This is a genomic window from Vibrio sp. R12-SW3-ISO1 (genome assembly GCF_059834005.1).
On sequence record NZ_JCBDGK010000040.1, the window covers coordinates 38,566 to 56,962 of the forward strand.

At 46.2% G+C, this 18,397-nt stretch carries 18 protein-coding genes; 7 read left to right on the top strand and 11 right to left on the bottom strand.

What is annotated here, in order from left to right; translation table 11 throughout:
• Nucleotides 1-301: 301 nt before the first annotated feature.
• The 6 genes from AC6R0R_RS10960 to AC6R0R_RS10985 form a co-directional block, all read right to left on the bottom strand.
• On the bottom strand, nucleotides 302-1,000 hold the full coding sequence (locus tag AC6R0R_RS10960; RefSeq protein ID WP_500626690.1) for an HAD family hydrolase: 699 nt from the start codon (nucleotides 998-1,000) through the stop codon (nucleotides 302-304).
• 16 nt (nucleotides 1,001-1,016) lie between these two features.
• Entirely contained in the window at nucleotides 1,017-1,919 is a 903-nt protein-coding gene (locus tag AC6R0R_RS10965) for an EamA family transporter (protein ID WP_500626691.1), read from the bottom strand.
• Nucleotides 1,920-1,985: 66 nt separating this feature from the next.
• Entirely contained in the window at nucleotides 1,986-2,690 is a 705-nt protein-coding gene (gene phnR / locus AC6R0R_RS10970) for a phosphonate utilization transcriptional regulator PhnR (RefSeq protein WP_005442366.1), read from the bottom strand.
• 9 nt (nucleotides 2,691-2,699) lie between these two features.
• Complete coding sequence (locus AC6R0R_RS10975; protein WP_500626692.1) at nucleotides 2,700-4,424, bottom strand: putative 2-aminoethylphosphonate ABC transporter permease subunit; 1,725 nt, start codon at nucleotides 4,422-4,424, stop codon at nucleotides 2,700-2,702.
• Between the two features lie 8 nt (nucleotides 4,425-4,432).
• Nucleotides 4,433-5,539: a putative 2-aminoethylphosphonate ABC transporter ATP-binding protein gene (locus tag AC6R0R_RS10980; protein ID WP_500626693.1), complete on the bottom strand. Its 1,107-nt coding sequence runs from the start codon at nucleotides 5,537-5,539 to the stop codon at nucleotides 4,433-4,435.
• A gap of 325 nt (nucleotides 5,540-5,864) precedes the next feature.
• A complete protein-coding gene (locus tag AC6R0R_RS10985) occupies nucleotides 5,865-6,875 on the bottom strand; it encodes a putative 2-aminoethylphosphonate ABC transporter substrate-binding protein (RefSeq protein ID WP_138955325.1) in 1,011 nt (336 codons plus the stop codon).
• Nucleotides 6,876-7,141: 266 nt separating this feature from the next.
• Between AC6R0R_RS10985 and phnW the strand changes: the two genes are divergently transcribed.
• The 4 genes from phnW to AC6R0R_RS11005 all read left to right on the top strand — a co-directional run bounded on the left by phnW (nucleotide 7,142) and on the right by AC6R0R_RS11005 (nucleotide 11,575).
• Nucleotides 7,142-8,245 (top strand): 2-aminoethylphosphonate--pyruvate transaminase, encoded by a 1,104-nt coding sequence (phnW, locus tag AC6R0R_RS10990; RefSeq protein ID WP_500626694.1) that lies wholly within the window; start codon nucleotides 7,142-7,144, stop codon nucleotides 8,243-8,245.
• Between the two features lie 26 nt (nucleotides 8,246-8,271).
• Nucleotides 8,272-9,651 carry an aspartate aminotransferase family protein gene (locus AC6R0R_RS10995; RefSeq protein WP_500626695.1) on the top strand — a complete coding sequence of 460 codons (1,380 nt, stop codon included), beginning with the start codon at nucleotides 8,272-8,274 and terminating at the stop codon, nucleotides 9,649-9,651.
• 79 nt (nucleotides 9,652-9,730) lie between these two features.
• Entirely contained in the window at nucleotides 9,731-10,546 is an 816-nt protein-coding gene (gene phnX, locus AC6R0R_RS11000; RefSeq protein ID WP_500626696.1) for a phosphonoacetaldehyde hydrolase, read from the top strand.
• 558 nt (nucleotides 10,547-11,104) lie between these two features.
• Nucleotides 11,105-11,575, top strand: coding sequence for an arsenate reductase/protein-tyrosine-phosphatase family protein (locus AC6R0R_RS11005; protein WP_500626697.1), 471 nt, complete (start codon nucleotides 11,105-11,107; stop codon nucleotides 11,573-11,575).
• 134 nt (nucleotides 11,576-11,709) lie between these two features.
• Here the strand turns inward: AC6R0R_RS11005 and arsJ are convergent, their stop codons facing one another.
• The 5 genes from arsJ to AC6R0R_RS11030 all read right to left on the bottom strand — a co-directional run bounded on the left by arsJ (nucleotide 11,710) and on the right by AC6R0R_RS11030 (nucleotide 15,299).
• The gene (gene arsJ / locus AC6R0R_RS11010) at nucleotides 11,710-12,936 is read right to left on the bottom strand and encodes an organoarsenical effux MFS transporter ArsJ (protein WP_500626698.1); all 1,227 of its coding nucleotides are present in this window, start codon (nucleotides 12,934-12,936) and stop codon (nucleotides 11,710-11,712) included.
• 50 nt (nucleotides 12,937-12,986) lie between these two features.
• Nucleotides 12,987-13,484, bottom strand: coding sequence for a cyclin-dependent kinase inhibitor 3 family protein (locus AC6R0R_RS11015; protein WP_085342759.1), 498 nt, complete (start codon nucleotides 13,482-13,484; stop codon nucleotides 12,987-12,989).
• Between the two features lie 12 nt (nucleotides 13,485-13,496).
• Nucleotides 13,497-14,498, bottom strand: coding sequence for an ArsJ-associated glyceraldehyde-3-phosphate dehydrogenase (locus AC6R0R_RS11020; protein ID WP_500626699.1), 1,002 nt, complete (start codon nucleotides 14,496-14,498; stop codon nucleotides 13,497-13,499).
• Between the two features lie 11 nt (nucleotides 14,499-14,509).
• Nucleotides 14,510-14,851 carry a metalloregulator ArsR/SmtB family transcription factor gene (locus tag AC6R0R_RS11025; RefSeq protein WP_500626700.1) on the bottom strand — a complete coding sequence of 114 codons (342 nt, stop codon included), beginning with the start codon at nucleotides 14,849-14,851 and terminating at the stop codon, nucleotides 14,510-14,512.
• Nucleotides 14,852-14,927: 76 nt separating this feature from the next.
• Nucleotides 14,928-15,299 (bottom strand): hypothetical protein, encoded by a 372-nt coding sequence (locus AC6R0R_RS11030; protein ID WP_500626701.1) that lies wholly within the window; start codon nucleotides 15,297-15,299, stop codon nucleotides 14,928-14,930.
• Between the two features lie 172 nt (nucleotides 15,300-15,471).
• Between AC6R0R_RS11030 and AC6R0R_RS11035 the strand changes: the two genes are divergently transcribed.
• The 3 genes from AC6R0R_RS11035 to pstA all read left to right on the top strand — a co-directional run bounded on the left by AC6R0R_RS11035 (nucleotide 15,472) and on the right by pstA (nucleotide 18,387).
• Complete coding sequence (locus AC6R0R_RS11035; RefSeq protein WP_500626702.1) at nucleotides 15,472-16,464, top strand: PstS family phosphate ABC transporter substrate-binding protein; 993 nt, start codon at nucleotides 15,472-15,474, stop codon at nucleotides 16,462-16,464.
• A gap of 70 nt (nucleotides 16,465-16,534) precedes the next feature.
• Nucleotides 16,535-17,467, top strand: coding sequence for a phosphate ABC transporter permease subunit PstC (gene pstC / locus AC6R0R_RS11040; RefSeq protein WP_202599909.1), 933 nt, complete (start codon nucleotides 16,535-16,537; stop codon nucleotides 17,465-17,467).
• Nucleotides 17,467-18,387 (top strand): phosphate ABC transporter permease PstA, encoded by a 921-nt coding sequence (gene pstA, locus AC6R0R_RS11045; protein WP_500626703.1) that lies wholly within the window; start codon nucleotides 17,467-17,469, stop codon nucleotides 18,385-18,387. Before pstC ends, pstA begins: the two co-directional genes overlap by 1 nt.
• Nucleotides 18,388-18,397 lie beyond the last annotated feature (10 nt).

Here is an 18,397-nt window from a genome sequence, read left to right on the forward strand (position 1 = left end):
AGCGAATTCGTTCTTTGAGGATAGAAATCCTAAACGACACGAACAGCAAATAGTTGATAGTGAGCTACGCCGACTAACCCTGTGAATCCAAAAAACCGATGTGATATGGAAGCAGGTTTAGTTGTTCATCGCGGCGCAATCTCCGATAGAAGTGACGTGGGAAGAGTAGCCCAATGACCAAAGTTGGGTCAAGCCTTGTGAATGAGCCAATGGAAGAGTCGTGAGCCACCACTGAGAATAAGCGAGCAATAGGTTCGCTTTTCTCCATTCGATGAGCGGCATGCTTACAGCCGCTCATCGATTATTTGGCAACCACACCATAAGTATTACGCCCATATTGGGTCCCCCAACACAATATGGGCCAATTGCGCTCTGCCCCTATGATTCTTAGTTTAGGGCATGGGTTAACAAGGTAGGTGTAGTCTGCATACTCACACAATGGCAAGTCATTTATAGAGTCTGTAAAAAAGTGAATCTCCGAAAAAGACTGTTTCGTTTCCTTCAGCCACTGCTCTAGTCGAGCGACCTTACCCTCGCGATACGTCGCTATGCCGTTTATTTGTGCACTGTAGCAAGCTTGCTGCTCTACCAAATCAATACCCAGAGCAGTTTTAATACCTAAGTAACGCGCTATAACTTCGACTAGAAAAGTGACACTAGCTGAAATAATGATCAACTCTGCGTGTTCGCGTACTAGTTTTTCAATTAGTACCTTAGATTGCGTAAACTGCTTGGGAAGAATATAGCGTTGTACACACTCTTCAACCCAATCACTAACTTGCGCTTTTGGAATAGCCGTAAGCGGTGCTAAAGAAAAATCTAAGTAACACTGCATATCTAACTCTCCTTTCGCATATAGATTCATTAAACGCTTGTCTTCGTCAATAAAGTTATGATCCGTTACAATACCTTTCTCGACTAAAAACTCGTTCCAAATCATAGAGCAGTCGGCATTGATGAGAGTTTCATCCAAATCAAATACATACAAAGGTTTAGACATTTCTTTCTCCAATTAGTCATTTCAGAGCATGAATCAAACCTGTTATCACTAGGACGATTCCTACAGAACGAGTTCGATACCACCTCTCTCCCAAGATATAGATCCCCATAAACAGTCCAAACACAATGCTGATTTGCCTCAGTGCCACCACTAAACTCACATTGTCTGTCATGGTCACCGCATACAACACCAAGCCGTAGGTGGATGCCATCATTACCCCTGCCATGCTGGCTGTTTTTCGGATCTGCCACGCTGTCTTAATCTCATCTGGCTTGCCTGTAACCAAGCACCACACAAGGGCAGGAATACCTATCGCCCAAAACTGCACGCCTAAGTAAAAGATCGCACTGTACTGATCATTCAAAATCTCTGATGCTTGTTCTGTGAGTAAACTCAGCGCTTCTTTGTCGACCACCGAGTAACCCGTTGTGCCTATTGCGGCAATCAATGCCCAGAACACACCAACGTTCAAATAAGAGCCCAGCGTCATTTGGCGAAAGTTTGTCAGTGGTACCAGCATACAACCAAAGGTAATCAGCAAGAATCCGAGCCACTGCTGACTGGATAATTCATGCCCCAATGCCACACTGATTGCGCCAACCATCATCACAGGCAGTGCCCGAGCAATCGGATAAACCACACCCACGTCTGCGTGCTTATAAGCGACAATCAAACCGACCAGATAGACCATTTGTGAAATGCCGCTAATGAACAGCAATCCCCAAAATTCACTCGGTAATGATGTCCAGCCAATGGTCGCCAAATACCAAATCAGATAAGGGGTAAGAATGGCACAGGCAGAAAAGCTGGCCGCCATCGTAAACGCAAGTCCAGAGCCTGAGTTACTTTTACCAAGGATATTCCAGCCCGCATGGAGAACAGCAGAAAAAACGACGAGAACAATCGCCAACAAATCCATTTCAATGTTCCTGTCTGAATAAAATAAAGGCCCCGAGATGGAGCCTTAGATAATGAGAAAATCCACTTAACGATTGAGTTCCGCCAGAGATTCAATGCTGATGGCATCGTGTCGCCAATACTCGATATCGCAATCAATCAACTCACCGTGCTGGTTATAGTTGATGCGCTCCACCACCATCGCTGGCGTGCCGGCTGTCGCGCGCAATGCTTGAGCCATTTCCCCCAACAAAGTGCTGGTTGAAATGCGGTAGCGAATCTTTTGATACGTCACGCCATAATGATCGCGATAAATGTCCGTCAGCGAATTTGATAAATCGTAGTCCAACAGGTTCGGAAACAGCTCTGGGCGAATGTAGTTTGTTACGAACACCACAGGTCTGTCTTCAAGGTATCGCACACGGTCGACTCGATACACGTCCGAGAAAGGTTGCAAGTCCAGCAAGCGCGCGGCTTGTTTGTTTGCCAAGGTTCCTTTTGCTGCGACCAACTCCGTTTTTGGCACGCGATTTTGCGCTTTCGCCATGTTCGGGAAATTTAGCGTTTGAGTTGGATCGTAACGCAATGGCTCAGGTGAGATAAACCAACCTCGGCGATCTTCGCGATAGATTCGACCTTCCGCTTCTAGCAATGATAAAGCTTCACGCAGAGTGACGCGTGTAGTATCGAACGACTCCGCCAACTTACGCTCTGCTGGCAGTTTTTGACGCGGCGATAGCATGCCCGCTTCAATCTGTTCAACAATCGAATCTTTAATTTTTACGTATTGCACGAAGTGTCCTTATCTTTTGCGCCAAGCTTGTGTGCGATTCTCTAGCAATTTACCCAAAGTCATCTGAACAATCTTCGCAATTGCGGCAGCCATCATGATCATCACTGCCATTGCCGCTGCAGCGCCAGTTTGACCTGCATCGTCCATATTCAGAATCGAGACCGAAGCCGGAATCGTATCGGTTGAGTAAAGGAATACTACCGCAGAAGTGGTGGTCAATGCATTAACAAACAAGTAAGTCGCAATGTCCAAAATCGCAGGTAAACACACAGGTAATGTCACTTTAAAGAACAACTTGTATTGAGGAAGCTTCACCGATGCCGCCGTGGCCTCAATCTCCGATGGCAACTGCTTTAGCGCTGTCAGTGCAGTCATGTGACCCACTGTGTAGTAATGCACTACCGTGTTAATCACCAAGAATGCCATAGTGCCATAAAGCACGTTCAAAGGATTGTTCGCGTCATTGAAGTAAAAGATGTAGCCCAAGCCAAGCACCATACCCGGAACTGCCATTGGCACCACGCTAAGCATTTGCATCACCTGACGAATTGGACCAAACGCACGCCCTTTCTCAATGCAGTAAGCACCGACAAAGATGATAGCTGTACCGATCACTGCCGTCCAACCTGCCAGCGTTAGCGAGTTGAAGAATGGGCTCCAACCGTAAGTGCTCATTTCAGCAAAGTTGTAGTTGTTTAGCGTCAGCGCTTTGTTCCAAGGCCAGAACGTAACTAACGAGCCATACACTGCCATGCCAAGCACAGCCAACACTGAGATAGAAATGATGCTGCAGTAAACCAAACAAATGCTGTCGCGCGCTTTGTTGGGTTCTGGCTGATAAGGCACTGAACGTGTGTCGAATAAGCTCTTTTGTTTTTTCTGAACCCAGCGGTCTGCGCCGAATGCCATTACCGCAGGAAATAGCAGCATAATGCTGGTCACCGCACCCATAGCAAAGTTTTGCTGTCCCACAACTTGCTTGAAGATGTCAGTCGCCAGAACGTTGTAGCTGCCCCCAATCACTTTCGGCACACCAAAGTCCGTGATAACCAGCGTAAAGACGACGATAAGCGTACTGATCAAACCGAATTTCGCCGCAGGTAACGTCACCATAAAGAAGGTTTTGATGGGTGAGGTTTTAAGTGCGCGGGCTGCTTCATACAAACGGGCATCTGAAGTGCGCAGCGAAGTGGTTAAGATCATCAATGCATGAGGGAAGGTCCAGAAAATCAAACCCGTCGAGATACCAATCACGCCGTAAACTGAGTTTCCTAACAACATCTCTTTGGCAATGCCTTGATTACCGAAAAGGAAGATCAAACTGATCGCCGGCAACAACGAAGGCGCAAGAATTGGCGCAGTGCCTAGGATTTGAAACAAACCTTTAAACGGCATGCATGAGCGAGTCAGCGCGTAGGCATAGCCAAACGCAAGCACACCCACTACCGAGGTCACAATCACGCCTAAAGTGAAGGTGTTACCCACCGACACCCACAAGCTTGAAGAGGAAAAGTACGTCGCAAAGTTTGCCAACCCGACAAATTCGCCATTGGTATTTTGCACACTCTTGGTCAACATTGCCCAAAGCGGCATTAAGATGAACAGCACCATCATGGTCGACAAACCAGCGAGCAAACCGAACAACACAAGGTTGTCGCGGCTAACACGTCCGAGTAAGGATTTTGCTTTGTCTTGTGTGGTCAGGCTATTCATCGTCATTGTCTTCGCATCCATGTTTACACCTACGCTGCTAGCGCTTTATCAACCGAGGGCACGGCGTAACCATGCAGCCCTTCTTCAGCAAACTGGATGTAACGTACATCGCCTGCCTTGATATGGAGCTTTTGAACCGTTTCCACAGGCACATCCACGACGATGGTTTTCGTTGAGCTGTCGTTTTGCAATACGCAATCAATGCGGAAAAACGCCCCCAAAAACTCGGTTGCGGTAACTCGCACAGGTAAAGAGTTGGTGTAGTTTTCAACGAACTTGATACTTTCAGGACGCACCGCAAGGTCAAAGCGGTCACCGCGTTGGATCTTACGATTAGTCAAGCTTGGCGCTGGTATCAGGGTTTCAGCAATGCGCACTTGGGAGTCGGTTGCGGCTGAGGTTTCAATAAAGTTCATGCTGCCGACAAACTCAGCGACAAAGCGCGTTGCTGGTTGTTGGTAGATCTCTTGAGGTGTGCCAACTTGCTCAATCACGCCATGGTTCATCACCACAATGCGATCCGCCATCGACAACGCTTCATCCTGATCGTGCGTAACCATGATGGTGGTGATGCCCAGCTTGCGTTGCAACTTACAAATCTCGTCACGTAAGTGAACACGTACTTTTGCATCCAGCGCTGACAGCGGCTCGTCAAGTAACAGTAGACCCGGTGACAGCGCCAACGCCCGAGCCAAAGCGACACGCTGCTGCTGACCACCAGAAAGTTGGTTAGGGAATTTCTCGCCAGAGGTTGGAAGACCAATGGTTTCTAACCAGTAATCCACCTTCTCTAACGCTTCTTTGGTCGACATGCCTTGGTTCTTCAAACCCACTGCAATGTTCTCTTGCACAGTTAGGTTCGGAAACAGCGCGTAAGATTGGAATACGATGCCGAAATCGCGCTTCTCTGGTGGTAGGAATGTGGTCTCTTGACCGTTTTGAAAGATTGCACCAGATGTTGGTAGGTCTAAGCCTGCAATGGCACGTAATAGAGTGGTTTTACCGCAGCCAGAAGGACCAAGAAAACAAACGAACTCGCCCTTTTCGATCGCTAGCGAGATTTTCTTTAATGCAGTGAACTGTCCGAACTGCTTCACTACATTTTCAATATTTAGGTAATGTTGGTTAGTTGACATAACGCACGCTCCAAATGGTATATACCAACCTTAGTTTTGGAGTGTTACGTTCCAATGACAAATTTATAGCCAGAAGATGACAAATAGATGAAGGGCGATGAAGATTGTTTAAGTGACAATTAGAGATTCCCGACTCACTCCTTCGTCACTCTCGAGAATGACGTGGTGAGTGTGGATAGAAGATCCCAACTTTCTTGAGTCCGTCATTCCAGCGAACCTAGGTGAGACTAGGAATCTACTTGCAGCAAACTCTGAAATAACAGAGAAAACAAAAAATCCACCTCAACCAAGGTGGATTTCAGCATTCAACTCAAAGCAAATTCAATTAAGACTTTGGCTCTGATTTCGCGTCGAACTTTTCAGACCAAGCCGCTAGAATCTCTGCACGCTTGCTGCCCATTTGCGCGAAGTCCATCTTCGCCATGTTCTCTTGAACATTAGGGAAATTAGACACAGTCGCTTTAACTTCTTTATGTGCAACCACTGGGTACATTTCTACGTAAAGCTCGTTTGCTACTTTAGAGATTGACCAGTCGACAACGCGCTTCGCTGCATCAGACTCTTTTACTAGACCAACGGCTTCTGATTCCCAGCCGATGCCTTTTGGTGTGATAACCGCTAGTGGTGCGCCTTGTGTTTTTAGCTTCGCGCCGCGGCTCGCCATCGAAATACCGATAGCCACTTCACCCATACCCGCTTGAACACATGGCTTAGAGCCAGAGTGCGTGTAGTGTGCAATATTCTTGTCTAAGTCACGCATGTAGTTCCATGCCTGATCTTCACCCATGTTTTGTAGCCAAGCAGAAACCTGCATGTAGCCAGTGCCAGAAGAAGCTGGGTTCGGCATTGCAATGTGACCTTTGTAAACCGGCTTTGTTAGGTCTTCCCAAGACGTTGGCTTAGGCAGGTTAAGTTGTTTCGCTACCGCTTCGTTGAAACAAACTGCGTTAAAGAACGCATCGTTACCAAACCAAGCTTGGTTTGATTGAGGGTCGTTTAGGTTCGCGTGGAGCTCTTCCAAACCTTTTGGTGTGTAAGGCTTAAGAAGACCTTCATCTTTAAGCAGTGCCATTGACGAGCCAGCCAGACCCCAAACCACTTCCGCTTGAGGGTTGTTCTTTTCTGCCAGCAATTTCGCCGTCATGATACCGGTTGAATCGCGAACCCACTTAATCTTGATATCTGGGTTATCTTTCTCAAACGCAGACTTGTATTTAGCAAGAATGTCAGTTTCGAAAGCGGTGTAAACCGTGACTTCCTGTGCTGCCATTGCATTCGTAGCTAGCAGAGAGACAAGTGCAGCCAGCGATCCTTTCATCAAACGGTTTTTCATCATTTTCTCCAGTTAATTTGGCTAAGTTTTCATTTGGTCTGTACCAGTTGACAATAACCACCCTACTGAGCCTTTGTGACGAATTCATGACCATTAAATGGCAGTTTTACGAAAATTTGCGATGAATAATCGTTCAATTGATCCGGCATTTTCTGGATATTAAAGTTTTATGAAATTGGAGATTCGCCTATTTACTGCCCTTTTCTTCCTCGCTAGAGTGAACTTGAAATTTGGTGTAGACCAACTAGCCTATTCTGATGGAAATCGAGATGAAAAACGAATACCTACTACTGACTCCAGGTCCTCTATCTACTTCTGAAACGGTACGTGAAGCCATGCTTAAAGACTGGTGTACTTGGGATGATGAATACAACAAAGACATTGTAGAAGTGATCCGCACTAAGCTTGTAAAACTGGCGACGGAGCAAGACGGCTACACCAGCGTACTAATGCAAGGTAGTGGCACCGCATCAGTCGAAGCAACGATTGGCAGTGCCATTGGCAAAGATGGAAAGTTGTTGGTTGTCGACAACGGTGCTTACGGTGCGCGTATCGCTGAGATCGCTGAATACCTAAATATTCCATGCCATGTCGTTTCCCCTGGCGAAACATCACAGCCACACTTGAACGAGGTGGAAACTGCATTAGCATCGGATCCTGCGATCACACACGTGGCAATTGTTCACTGTGAGACAACGACTGGCATGCTGAACCCAATTGAAGCATTTGCTTCTGCGGCAAAAGCACACGGTAAAGTAGTGATTCTCGATGCCATGTCGAGCTTTGGTGGCATTCCTATCGATATCGCAGAGCTAGGCATCGATTTTATGATCAGCTCTGCAAACAAATGTATTCAAGGCGTACCGGGTTTTGGCTTTGTGATTGCAAAACAAACTGAGCTCGAAAAGTGCCAAGGTCAGGCACGTTCTTTAAGCCTTGATCTTTACGACCAGTGGCATTGCATGGAAGTAAACCATGGCAAATGGCGTTTCACGTCTCCAACGCACACGGTTCGCGCTTTCTACCAAGCATTACTAGAGCTGGAACAAGAAGGCGGCATTGAGGCTCGTCATCACCGTTACCAAACTAACCAGAAAACACTGGTTGCAGGTATGCGTTCTCTGGGTTTCGAACCACTACTGCGTGATGATCTGCACTCGCCAATTATCACTTCTTTCTACTCTCCGACGCACAGTGATTACCAATTCAAAGCGTTCTACACGCGTTTGAAAGAGCAAGGTTTTGTGATTTATCCGGGTAAGGTATCGAACGCAGATTGCTTCCGTATCGGCAACATTGGCGAAGTTTACCCAGCAGATATCGAGCGCTTAATCGGTGCGATTGAAAAAGCAATGTACTGGCAAGTTGCGTAAAGCAGCGTTCTGATTGAGAGAGCGTTATGACTCAGAATATCAAATCGACTCATTTTCGTAGTGAAGGCGATGTCAACACAACACCAGCGCGCCAAGCTTGGAACGCATCGATGGACGACGAACGCACGCAAGCATTATTGACGCGTGATTCGGAAGTCTTTCTTCATCAAGCCATGTCAACGCCTTGCTTAGATACATTGGAAGCAGCAGAAGGCATCTACATCCAAGATGCTACCGGCAAAAAGTACATGGATTTCCATGGCAATAACGTCCATCAACTGGGCTACGGTCATCCGCATGTGATTAAACGCGTGCAAGAGCAAATTGCCAAACTGCCGTTTTCACCACGTCGTTTTACCAACGAGACCGCGATTGAATGTGCCGAAAAACTCACCCAAATCTGTGGCGGCGAATTGAACCGCGTGTTGTTTGCTCCGGGTGGCACATCTGCGGTTGGCATGGCACTTAAACTAGCGCGCCACATCACGGGCAACTACAAGGTGGTCTCTCTGTGGGACTCCTTCCACGGCGCATCATTGGATGCCATCTCAGTAGGTGGCGAAGCGTGTTTCCGCCAAGGCATGGGTCCATTAATGGCAGGTGTTGAGCGCATTCCACCAGCGGTGTCATACCGTGGTGCTTTCCCAGTTGCGGACGGCAGCGACGTGCATTACGCCGACTACCTTGAATACGTGATTGAGAAAGAAGGCGGCGTGGGCGCGTTTATCGCAGAAGCGGTTCGAAACACGGATGTTCAAGTGCCAAGTAAAGCCTACTGGAAACGCATCCGTGAAATCTGTGACAAACACAATGTCATGCTGATCATCGACGACATCCCTAACGGCATGGGTCGCAGCGGTGAATGGTTTACCTACCAAGCCTACGACATCGAGCCAGATATGCTCTGCATCGGTAAAGGTTTGGGCGGAGGCTTAGTGCCTATCGCAGCCATGGTAACCAAAGACAAATACAACACCGCCGAGCAAATCTCCATGGGTCATTACACTCATGAGAAAAGCCCTATCGGTTGTGCTGCAGCACTGGCAACCATGGAAGCCATTGAACAAGACGGCTTGCTAAATAAAGCCAAAGCCGACAGCCAGTTCATGCGTGAAAAGCTGCTAGAGATGAAAGCCAAGTACCCAGTGATTGGTGATGTGCGTGGCATCGGCATGTTGTGGGGCATTGAGCTGGTCACCGACCACGAAAGCAAAGCACGCGCGTATGACGAAGCGGAAGCTGTGCTTTACCAATGCCTCAACAATGGCGTGAGCTTCAAGGTATCGCAAGGCAATGTGATTCAACTCAGCCCACCGCTGATCATCACTCGCGAACAACTAACAGAAGCGTTGGCAATTTTCGAAGAAGCCATCGCCAAAGTGTGCAAAGACTTTAACTACTTCTAACCTCAAAACCAATTGATTCAGAGCGCAGTTCCGACGTGTAGGCAAGCGCTCTGGCAAGCAAAAAAAAAAAGGATTGAACATGAGCAACTCACCAATTCAAGCAGTGATCTTTGACTGGGCTGGCACTATCGTCGATTTCGGCTCTTTTGCGCCAACTAGCATCTTTGTGGAAGCATTCAAACAAGGCTTTGATTTTGAAATCGACCTTGAAGAAGCGCGCGAACCAATGGGTCTTGGTAAGTGGGATCACATCCAAGCTGTGGGTCGTATTCCTGCGGTTGATAAGCGCTGGAATGAGAAGTTTGGTCGCTCAATGACCAGCGAAGACATCGACGCTATCTACGCAGCATTTATGCCTCTGCAAAAAGCAAAAGTGGCTGACCATGCAGACCCAATCCTTAATGCGATTGAAGTTGTGAACGGTCTGAAAGACAAAGGCATCAAGATCGGTTCTTGTTCTGGTTACCCTCGCGAAGTGATGGACGTGCTGATTCCAGTGGCAGCGGATTACGGCTACAAGCCAGATTACGTAGTAGCAACGGATGACCTACCGCAAGGTGGTCGCCCTGCACCATTTATGGCACTGAAGAACGTGATTGAGCTGAATGTTACTGACGTTAATGCGTGTATCAAAGTGGATGACGCAGCACCGGGTATCGACGAAGGTCACAACGCCGGTATGTGGACCGTTGGCTTGCTGCTTTCTGGTAACGAAGCAGGTCTAACGTTTGAAGAATACCAAGCCGCGGACGAAGCAACGCTTAATGCTGCTCGTGAAAAAGCGCGAGCAAAATTGCTCAAGAGCTCGCCGCACTACCTCATCGATACGATCGCAGACCTCCCTAGTGTGATTAAAGATATCGAGAGACGTTTGTACGTTGGTGAACGCCCTTAGTGTGTATTGGTTCTGACTAGATCTGATACTTCAATTTCAAAAGAAGACAGTTACCCACTTTGACTGAAGGCGCTGCATCCGCAATCAAAGTGAGTAACTCTGATGCTTCATACTAATCACCAAACTACCACTATCTAAACTCAACCTTACTGCGATTTAAAGACATCAATAAAGCGAGTGATGAGTGCTCGCCATTAGCGGACTTTGCGATGGCTGATCCAACATTAAGAAACAAAAAAGCGAGCACCAAGCTCGCTTTTAACTATCTGTTTTTGTGATTAATTACAGCAATTCAACCGACTGCTGAGCAATCACAAATTCTTCGTTGGTTGGGTTTCTATTAGTATCGCACCTACTAACAGGGATTTGGACAGAAATGTTTTATATGGTTTACTAAGGTATGGAAAAATTTATTGTGCAATATTGATAGTGCAGACGACTCGCTTTCTCAGCGTATTTCCATGAGTTAGCTCATGCCTATTTTCAACCGTCAACAAACTGTAATGAAAGCATGATAAATGTCGAATTTAGTAATCCTAAACATCTGCAGGGCAATTGATGAAAATATTATTTGTGTGTAAACATAATGCAAGCAGAAGTATTTTGGCTGAAGCAATTGCAAAAAAATACCTGCCTGAAAATTTCCAAATCGCAAGTGGCGGTAGCCATCCTAAGGGTCAGATCAATCCTCGTATTGCACAATACCTTGATATGCTTGGTTTTGATGCCTCTGAGTTTCACAGCACGTCATGGGAAGAAAGGCTGAGCTTCCATCCAGATCTAATAATTACTGTGTGTGACACAATGCACAATGAAACTTGCCCAAACTGGTTATCTGCTGGTATTCGTGTTGCTTGGGATCTTGAGCCATTGCCTAATGATGAAGCTTCAGTCTCCGAATTTAACAAGCAGTGCGATAAAGTATACTCCTCTCTAAAACGAAGAATTGAAGCTCTTGCAAACATCGATTTTCAAAATCTCGAATCTGAAGAAATAAAACAGCATGTGCTCGATCTGAAATCAATGTAGATAAGTGTATACGTAACGAACTGATACTACTTCATTAACGTTTTTTGTAGCTCTCGCTTATTCGATGACTTGAGGCTAAAAAATAATGCCAGCAATCGTAGCTGGCATTGGTGAACAAATCTGCTTAGTTTTATTTATTGCTGAGCCAGTTTTTGATTTTCACCTGTCGGCAACCAAAACGAAATAATGGTCGTTAATGCTAAGAAGGCAAAGGATACCCACAGACAGGCTGAGAAGCCCCACATTTGGAACACCCATCCAGATAAAACCGTCCCTATCAAACGTCCCATTGCGTTTGCCATGTAGTAGAAACCGACATCCAGAGAAACACCATCGCCCTTGGCATAGCTGACTATTAGGTACGAGTGTAAAGATGAGTTAACCGCAAACACAGCGCCAAAGATCATCAGTCCAACGACAATCACCACTTCTGGGTGCCATTGTTGCTGAATACTATAAGCAATCACGCCAGTCACAACAGACAATATCAGCGCCCACACTATCGCGGCTTTACCATCAGGCGCATGCCCCGATTTACTGCCTGTGATCTTTGGTGCAATCCCTTGAATGATACCGTAACCGATAACCCAAATAGCCAAGAATCCACCTACGGCGCTATGATCCCATCCAAATACAGATCCCAAATAAATAGGCAGTGCAATCACAAACCAAACGTCACGCGCACCGAACAAAAACATACGAGCAGCAGATAGAATGTTCACGCTGCTCGATTTGGAAAAAATTTCAGAGAACTTAGGTTTATTTTTCGCTTTGCCAAGATCGGATTTAAGGCTAATCACACTGCCGATAAAGACCAGTAAAAGAACACCCGCCATCGAAGCTACCGCATATTGGAAGCCAATCATCGATAACAACGCACCACCTAAGAAAAATCCTGCACCTTTTAGCGCGTTTTTAGAGCCTGTAAGTATGGCAATCCACTTATACAATGCTCCTTGTGCATTCTCTGGTACCAAGGTTTTGATGGAGCTTTTCGCGCTCATCTTGTTTAGATCTTTGGCAATACCTGACAAGGCTTGTGCAGCCATGACCCATGGAATTGAGAGCCAACTTGCAGGAACGGCCAGCATTGAAAGAGCGATGATTTGCATTCCCAAGCCAATATTCATCGTTCGGTTCAAACCAAGACGAGCACCTAGCCAGCCACCGATAAGGTTGGTGACGACGCCAAAGAATTCATAAAAAAGAAACAGGGAGGCGATCTCTAAGGTTGAATACCCCAAGTCATAAAAATAGAGCACCACCAACATACGTAGTGCGCCATCGGTAACGGTGAAGTTCCAATAGTTAAATGTGACCAACATGTACTGGCGGACATTTTGGTTGAGCTTCGACAACATATTTACTCTCTTTAAAAAAAAGAGCCGCCTTAGGCAGCTCTTTAAGGCTTTTACTGATTAGCAAATTGGTGGATGTACTCAACTTGTACATCTTTGGTAAATGCGCCAGGTCTTAACGACTGGACATGGGTGATGATTTCTTGCAGCTCCCAACCTTTCTCTAGCAAAAGATGGGCAGCAAGCAAACCTGTCCGTCCCGATCCCCCCATGCAATGCATCGCTATCTTTTCGCCATGTTCTATAGCTTTGTGTAGCGAAGGGGATATATGTTTCCAGCGAGCCTGAAAATCTTCACCTGGAGCACAGTCATCTTCTATCGGTGTGTGAAACCATTGCAAACCTGCTTTTTCGACAATATTAGGCAGATCGCCAACGCCTTTTTCTTGCATCTCATGAGTGCTCAGTGCTGTAACAACGACAGTTACACCTTGAGATTTGAGTTGATCAATACTGTCACTTAGCGACGCTTCTTTAGTGCCAGGGCAAGGAGTTAGTACTAACGCTGCGTTATTGTCTTCAACAGGCAGTTCCCACGTAGGATGTGTCATTTGTTTGCTTCCTTATGCTAGGCCGACTTTACGAACAAGTTCTGCGGTACGTGTTGCGTAACCCATTTCGTTGTCATACCACGCATAGATTTTAACCATACGCTTGCCAACCACCATAGTTGAAAGCGCATCGACAATCGTTGAACGTTGGTCCCCTTTGTAATCAATAGAGACAAGAGGGCGTTCTTCGAAACCAAGTATGCCTTTCAGTTCATTCTGCGACGCTTCTTTAAGTAAGTCGTTAACCTCTTCAGCCGTAGTGTCACGCTTAACATCAAAAATAATGTCGGTTAAAGAGGCGTTAGCTAACGGCACGCGCACTGCATGACCATCAATTTTTCCTTTAAGTTCAGGGAAAATTTCGATAATCGCTTTAGCAGAACCTGTAGTTGTTGGGATCAAACTCATACCACAAGCACGCGCACGGCGCAGGTCTTTATGCGGAGCATCGAGAATAGTTTGGGTGTTAGTGAGGTCGTGGATCGTTGTAAATGACGACTGCTCAATACCGAGCTTCTCATGAATCACTTTCACCACAGGTGCAATGCAGTTTGTGGTACAAGAGGCAGCGGTCACAATCTGGTGTTTTTCTGGGTCAAAAATGTGGTCGTTAACACCAACAACAATGTTAGCAATCCCATGCTCTTTTACTGGGGCGGAAACCACCACACGTTTAACACCTTGTGCCAGATACAGATTTAAGTACTCAGATTTGCGGTGCTTACCCGTTGCTTCAATCACCACATCACAACCTGACCAATCTACCGCATCGATGGCTTTCTCTTGTGAGGTAGCAATGCTTTTACCGTTGATGATGATGGCGTTACCTTCACTCGTCACTTCGTGGTGCCAGCGTCCTTGCACTGAGTCAAACTCAAGCAGGTGAGCTAAGGTTGCCGCATCACCTGCCACATCGTTAATCTGAACGAACTCGATTTCAGGCCAATCAAACGACGCTCTCAGCGCTAAACGTCCAATACGACCGAATCCATTAATTCCTACTTTGATAGACATCTTATTTTCCTTTAAACACAACATTCTGGACGAGATTTCATCTCGGATAAGCGTTGAATATCTTGCTGGTATTCTGCTTTTAGGCAGTTAGAGTCAACTAGCCCTTGGATCTGTTTTCTCATCCAACCAGGAAGCTGATCCGATAAGCGGTAAAAAACCCATTGCCCCTGACGGGTATCAACCACCACACCACTTGAACGTAGCAATGCAAGGTGGCGAGAAATTTTGGGCTGGCTTTCGTTAAGGGCTTCTGTCAGTTCCCCGACACAGACCTTTTCTTCACGGGCAATCATTAACAAGCAACGAACCCGCGTTTCATCTGAAATTAATTTAAAAAACTGGTGAGGTAACATGCTCAGTCCTGCGGTATATGTATATGCGTATATATTATTTTATATATAAGGTCTGTCAACAAAGAATGCTGGAACGTTACAGGATGACATCGCAACGAGAGGAGAAATAGCTAATGTGATTCTGTAGTTCTTCCATTGCATTTTGATTACAAGTCACTTCCCAATAAAGGTTTTTTTGATATGCCTCTCTACGCCGTCCAACTCGATGCATCGCGTAGTTGATGTCAATGACATAGTCATAGCCAGGCTCTATCTCATCCGAGGCATCTAAAAAGAGATAACCAAAATATCCAAAGCAATCCAGCGTATCGCCGCAGTCTTCTTCGTTGGGCAACCTTTCATAGCTGATGTGATATCGATCACTAGAACGACTAAAAAGAAGCTGCGCAGCAATACAAGCTAGATCGGAGGTTGGGTAGCTAATGAAATGTACAGTTCTCTTATCCATGCAGGCATTCTCATTTGTAAGTACGATCCCACGGTCGTAAAAACATACAATACATTTTTAGATTCGTACATATGCATGAACGCATATTTAAATAAACAGACACAAAAGTGTAACAAATGAGTAGTAACGTAATCATCGAAGTTATCAATGACGCAAAACATGGAGATAAGTCATGAAACATACTTTGTCAGCAGCCTTAGTTGGCGCGACGTTACTCGCAGCTAGTCAAGGCGCATTCGCACGTGATCTGGTTAAAATTGATGGCTCTAGTACAGTTTTCCCTATTACAGAGGCGATGGCTGAAGAGTTTCAGATTGCAGAGAAAGGTAAAACCATGGTGACTGTTGGTATTTCTGGTACTGGCGGTGGTTTTAAAAAGTTCTGTCGTGGTGAAACGGATATTTCGAATGCCTCTAGACCAATTAAGGATTCTGAGCGCAAACTGTGTGCTGAAAACGGCATTGAGTTCATTGAACTTCCTGCGGCACTCGATGCACTGACTGTGGTTATCAACCCGAAAAATGATTGGGTTAAGCACCTGAACGTCGAAGATCTGAAAAAAGCTTGGGAACCAGCAGCTCAAGGTAAGGTCATGACATGGAAGCAAATGAATCCTGCGTTCCCTGATCGACCACTCAAACTTTTTGGTCCTGGTACTGACTCTGGTACTTATGATTACTTCCTTGAAGCGATTGTTGAAGGCAAGTCTAGCCGTGGCGATTTCACCGCCAGCGAAGACGACAACATCATCGTACAAGGGGTCTCTAATGACGTTGATGCACTGGGTTTCTTTGGTTTGGCTTACTATGAAGAAAACAAAGACAAACTAAAAGCCGCACCAATTAGTTGGAAAGGCAGTCAACCTGTAGAGCCAAGTGTTGAAAATGCGAAGAATGCAACTTACCAACCACTCTCTCGTCCAATTTTCATCTACGTGAATAAAAAATCAGCCGATGAAAAAGCGCACGTTGAGCGTTTCGTAGACTTCTATATGGATACTTCACATGCTCCTGAGCTGGTAAAAGAAGTTGGCTATGTCCCACTACCTGACAAAGCCTACCAGTTAGCGCAACAAAACTTTAAGCAACGTCGTACGGGTTCTGTTTTCCACGGAGCCGAAGTCGGTGTCGGTATTGAAGAGCTGTTAGCTCGTACTCCTAAGTAAGTCATTATTGTATTGATTCATGGAGGGAAGCTTTGCTGCCCTCCTTGTTCTCTTTACGCAGGCAATGAATATGAATACTACTCAATCCAGTTCTTCAAGCCTCTTGGTCTCTGAAGCCTTTTTAAAGCGACGTGCATTTTGGAATGTGGTGAGTCGTTACCTTCTTATGGCAGCAGCTCTGGCTTCCATTTTTGTCACTGTGGGTATTGTGTACGTGCTGGTTTCAGAATCATTACCCTTTTTCCAGCATGTATCAATTCTCGATTTTCTCACTGACACTCAGTGGACACCGATGTTTGCTAATGCGCACTTTGGTGTGATGACGTTAGTCTCAGCAACACTCACCGTGGCTGGTATCGCTCTTGGTGTCGCCATTCCTGCGGGGATTGGCCTTGCCATTTATCTGAGTGAGTACGCCAGCAACCGAGTACGAGAAGTGGTTAAACCTTTCTTGGAGCTTTTAGAAGGCGTACCAACGGTTGTTTATGGCTTCTTTGCGCTACTTTTTGTTACGCCGCTACTGCAAACTTTCATTCCAAGCCTGTCAGGTTTTAACTTGTTAGCGCCAGGTATTGTGATGGGGATAATGATCCTACCGTATACGGCCTCAGTGAGTGAGGATGCTATGCGCTCTGTGCCTATGCACTTAAGAGAGGCAGGCTATGCATTGGGCTATTCTCGCTTTCGTGTTGCAACACATATCGTGATACCTGCTGCCTTATCTGGCATTACTGCCGCTTGTATTCTAGGTATGTCACGTGCGGTTGGTGAAACTATGGTTGTCGCGATTGCAGCGGGTCAAAACCCACGATTTGGTTTTGACCCAACCGAAGGAGCCGCCACTATCACATCATTCATCGTACAGATGGCGATGGGGGACTTACCTCATGGCACGATTGCCTATCAGTCTGTCTTTGCGGCAGGCTTAGTACTTTTCATCATCACTCTGATTTTTAACATCCTCGGTTTCTACCTACGCCGTCGATTCAGAGAGGTTTACTAATGCAGAACACCACTTTAACTCTCGACCAAATCGTCCGTAAAAATAAACAAGCCGATCTCACCGTCGCAACGATTGGGATCATTATCCTACTTACTGCGATGTCACTGCTGGTCAGTGTTTTTGCCGAGCTGATTTATTCTGGTTTTCCTCGTCTTTTTGACGCTGACTTTTATACCAACTTCCCTTCACGACACCCAGAGCGTGCGGGTATTTTATCTGCATGGGTTGGCACCAGTCTTGTGATGTTGGTGACGGCTTGTATCGCCATCCCCTTTGGGGTCGCCGCAGGGTTGTATCTTGAAGAGTATGCGCCAAAGAACTGGCTGACTAATATCATTGAAATCAACGTCAGTAACTTAGCGGGCGTGCCTTCCATTATCTATGGCTTACTTGCTTTGGGCTTGTTTATTTATGGTTTTGGTTTAGGGGAAAGCATCATTACGGCGGGCTTAGTCCTCGCGCTACTGATCCTTCCTGTCATCATCGTATCGACACGAGAATCGATTCGCAGCATTCCTCAGGAGCTACGTGAAGCCGCTTATGGTCTGGGAGCTGACCAATGGCAAACTGTGCGCATGTACATATTGCCCGCTGCAAGACCTGGTATTTTAACTGGCACGATAGTTGGATTGGCTCGTGCTATTGGTGAAGCAGCACCTGTTATTACCATTGGTGCGCTAACCTTTATTGCCTTTTTGCCCAGTTCACCTTTCCAAAGTGAGTTCCCATTTATCAATTTTGAGTGGTTGTCCAGCCCGTTCACTTTGATGCCTATCCAGCTATTTAACTGGGTGTCCCGCCCCCAAGCGGAGTTCCACATTAACGCTGCTGCGACAGGTGTTGTGCTCATGGCGATGACAATATTGATGAATGGTATTGCCATTTATATCCGATACCGACTGCGTCGTAACCTGAAGTAAGAGAGAACCA

Coding starts and splice junctions, on each gene's coding strand:
- AC6R0R_RS11035 (WP_500626702.1), top strand. CDS start 15,472: ATGAAACATACTTTGTCAGCAGCCTTAGTTGGCGCGACGTTACTCGCA.
- AC6R0R_RS11005 (WP_500626697.1), top strand. CDS start 11,105: ATGAAAATATTATTTGTGTGTAAACATAATGCAAGCAGAAGTATTTTG.
- AC6R0R_RS10980 (WP_500626693.1), bottom strand. CDS start 5,539: ATGTCAACTAACCAACATTACCTAAATATTGAAAATGTAGTGAAGCAG.
- AC6R0R_RS10985 (WP_138955325.1), bottom strand. CDS start 6,875: ATGATGAAAAACCGTTTGATGAAAGGATCGCTGGCTGCACTTGTCTCT.
- AC6R0R_RS10960 (WP_500626690.1), bottom strand. CDS start 1,000: ATGTCTAAACCTTTGTATGTATTTGATTTGGATGAAACTCTCATCAAT.
- AC6R0R_RS10975 (WP_500626692.1), bottom strand. CDS start 4,424: ATGGATGCGAAGACAATGACGATGAATAGCCTGACCACACAAGACAAA.
- AC6R0R_RS10995 (WP_500626695.1), top strand. CDS start 8,272: ATGACTCAGAATATCAAATCGACTCATTTTCGTAGTGAAGGCGATGTC.
- pstC (WP_202599909.1), top strand. CDS start 16,535: ATGAATACTACTCAATCCAGTTCTTCAAGCCTCTTGGTCTCTGAAGCC.
- AC6R0R_RS11030 (WP_500626701.1), bottom strand. CDS start 15,299: ATGGATAAGAGAACTGTACATTTCATTAGCTACCCAACCTCCGATCTA.
- phnX (WP_500626696.1), top strand. CDS start 9,731: ATGAGCAACTCACCAATTCAAGCAGTGATCTTTGACTGGGCTGGCACT.
- AC6R0R_RS10965 (WP_500626691.1), bottom strand. CDS start 1,919: ATGGATTTGTTGGCGATTGTTCTCGTCGTTTTTTCTGCTGTTCTCCAT.
- arsJ (WP_500626698.1), bottom strand. CDS start 12,936: ATGTTGTCGAAGCTCAACCAAAATGTCCGCCAGTACATGTTGGTCACA.
- AC6R0R_RS11025 (WP_500626700.1), bottom strand. CDS start 14,851: ATGTTACCTCACCAGTTTTTTAAATTAATTTCAGATGAAACGCGGGTT.
- pstA (WP_500626703.1), top strand. CDS start 17,467: ATGCAGAACACCACTTTAACTCTCGACCAAATCGTCCGTAAAAATAAA.
- AC6R0R_RS11020 (WP_500626699.1), bottom strand. CDS start 14,498: ATGTCTATCAAAGTAGGAATTAATGGATTCGGTCGTATTGGACGTTTA.
- phnW (WP_500626694.1), top strand. CDS start 7,142: ATGAAAAACGAATACCTACTACTGACTCCAGGTCCTCTATCTACTTCT.
- AC6R0R_RS11015 (WP_085342759.1), bottom strand. CDS start 13,484: ATGACACATCCTACGTGGGAACTGCCTGTTGAAGACAATAACGCAGCG.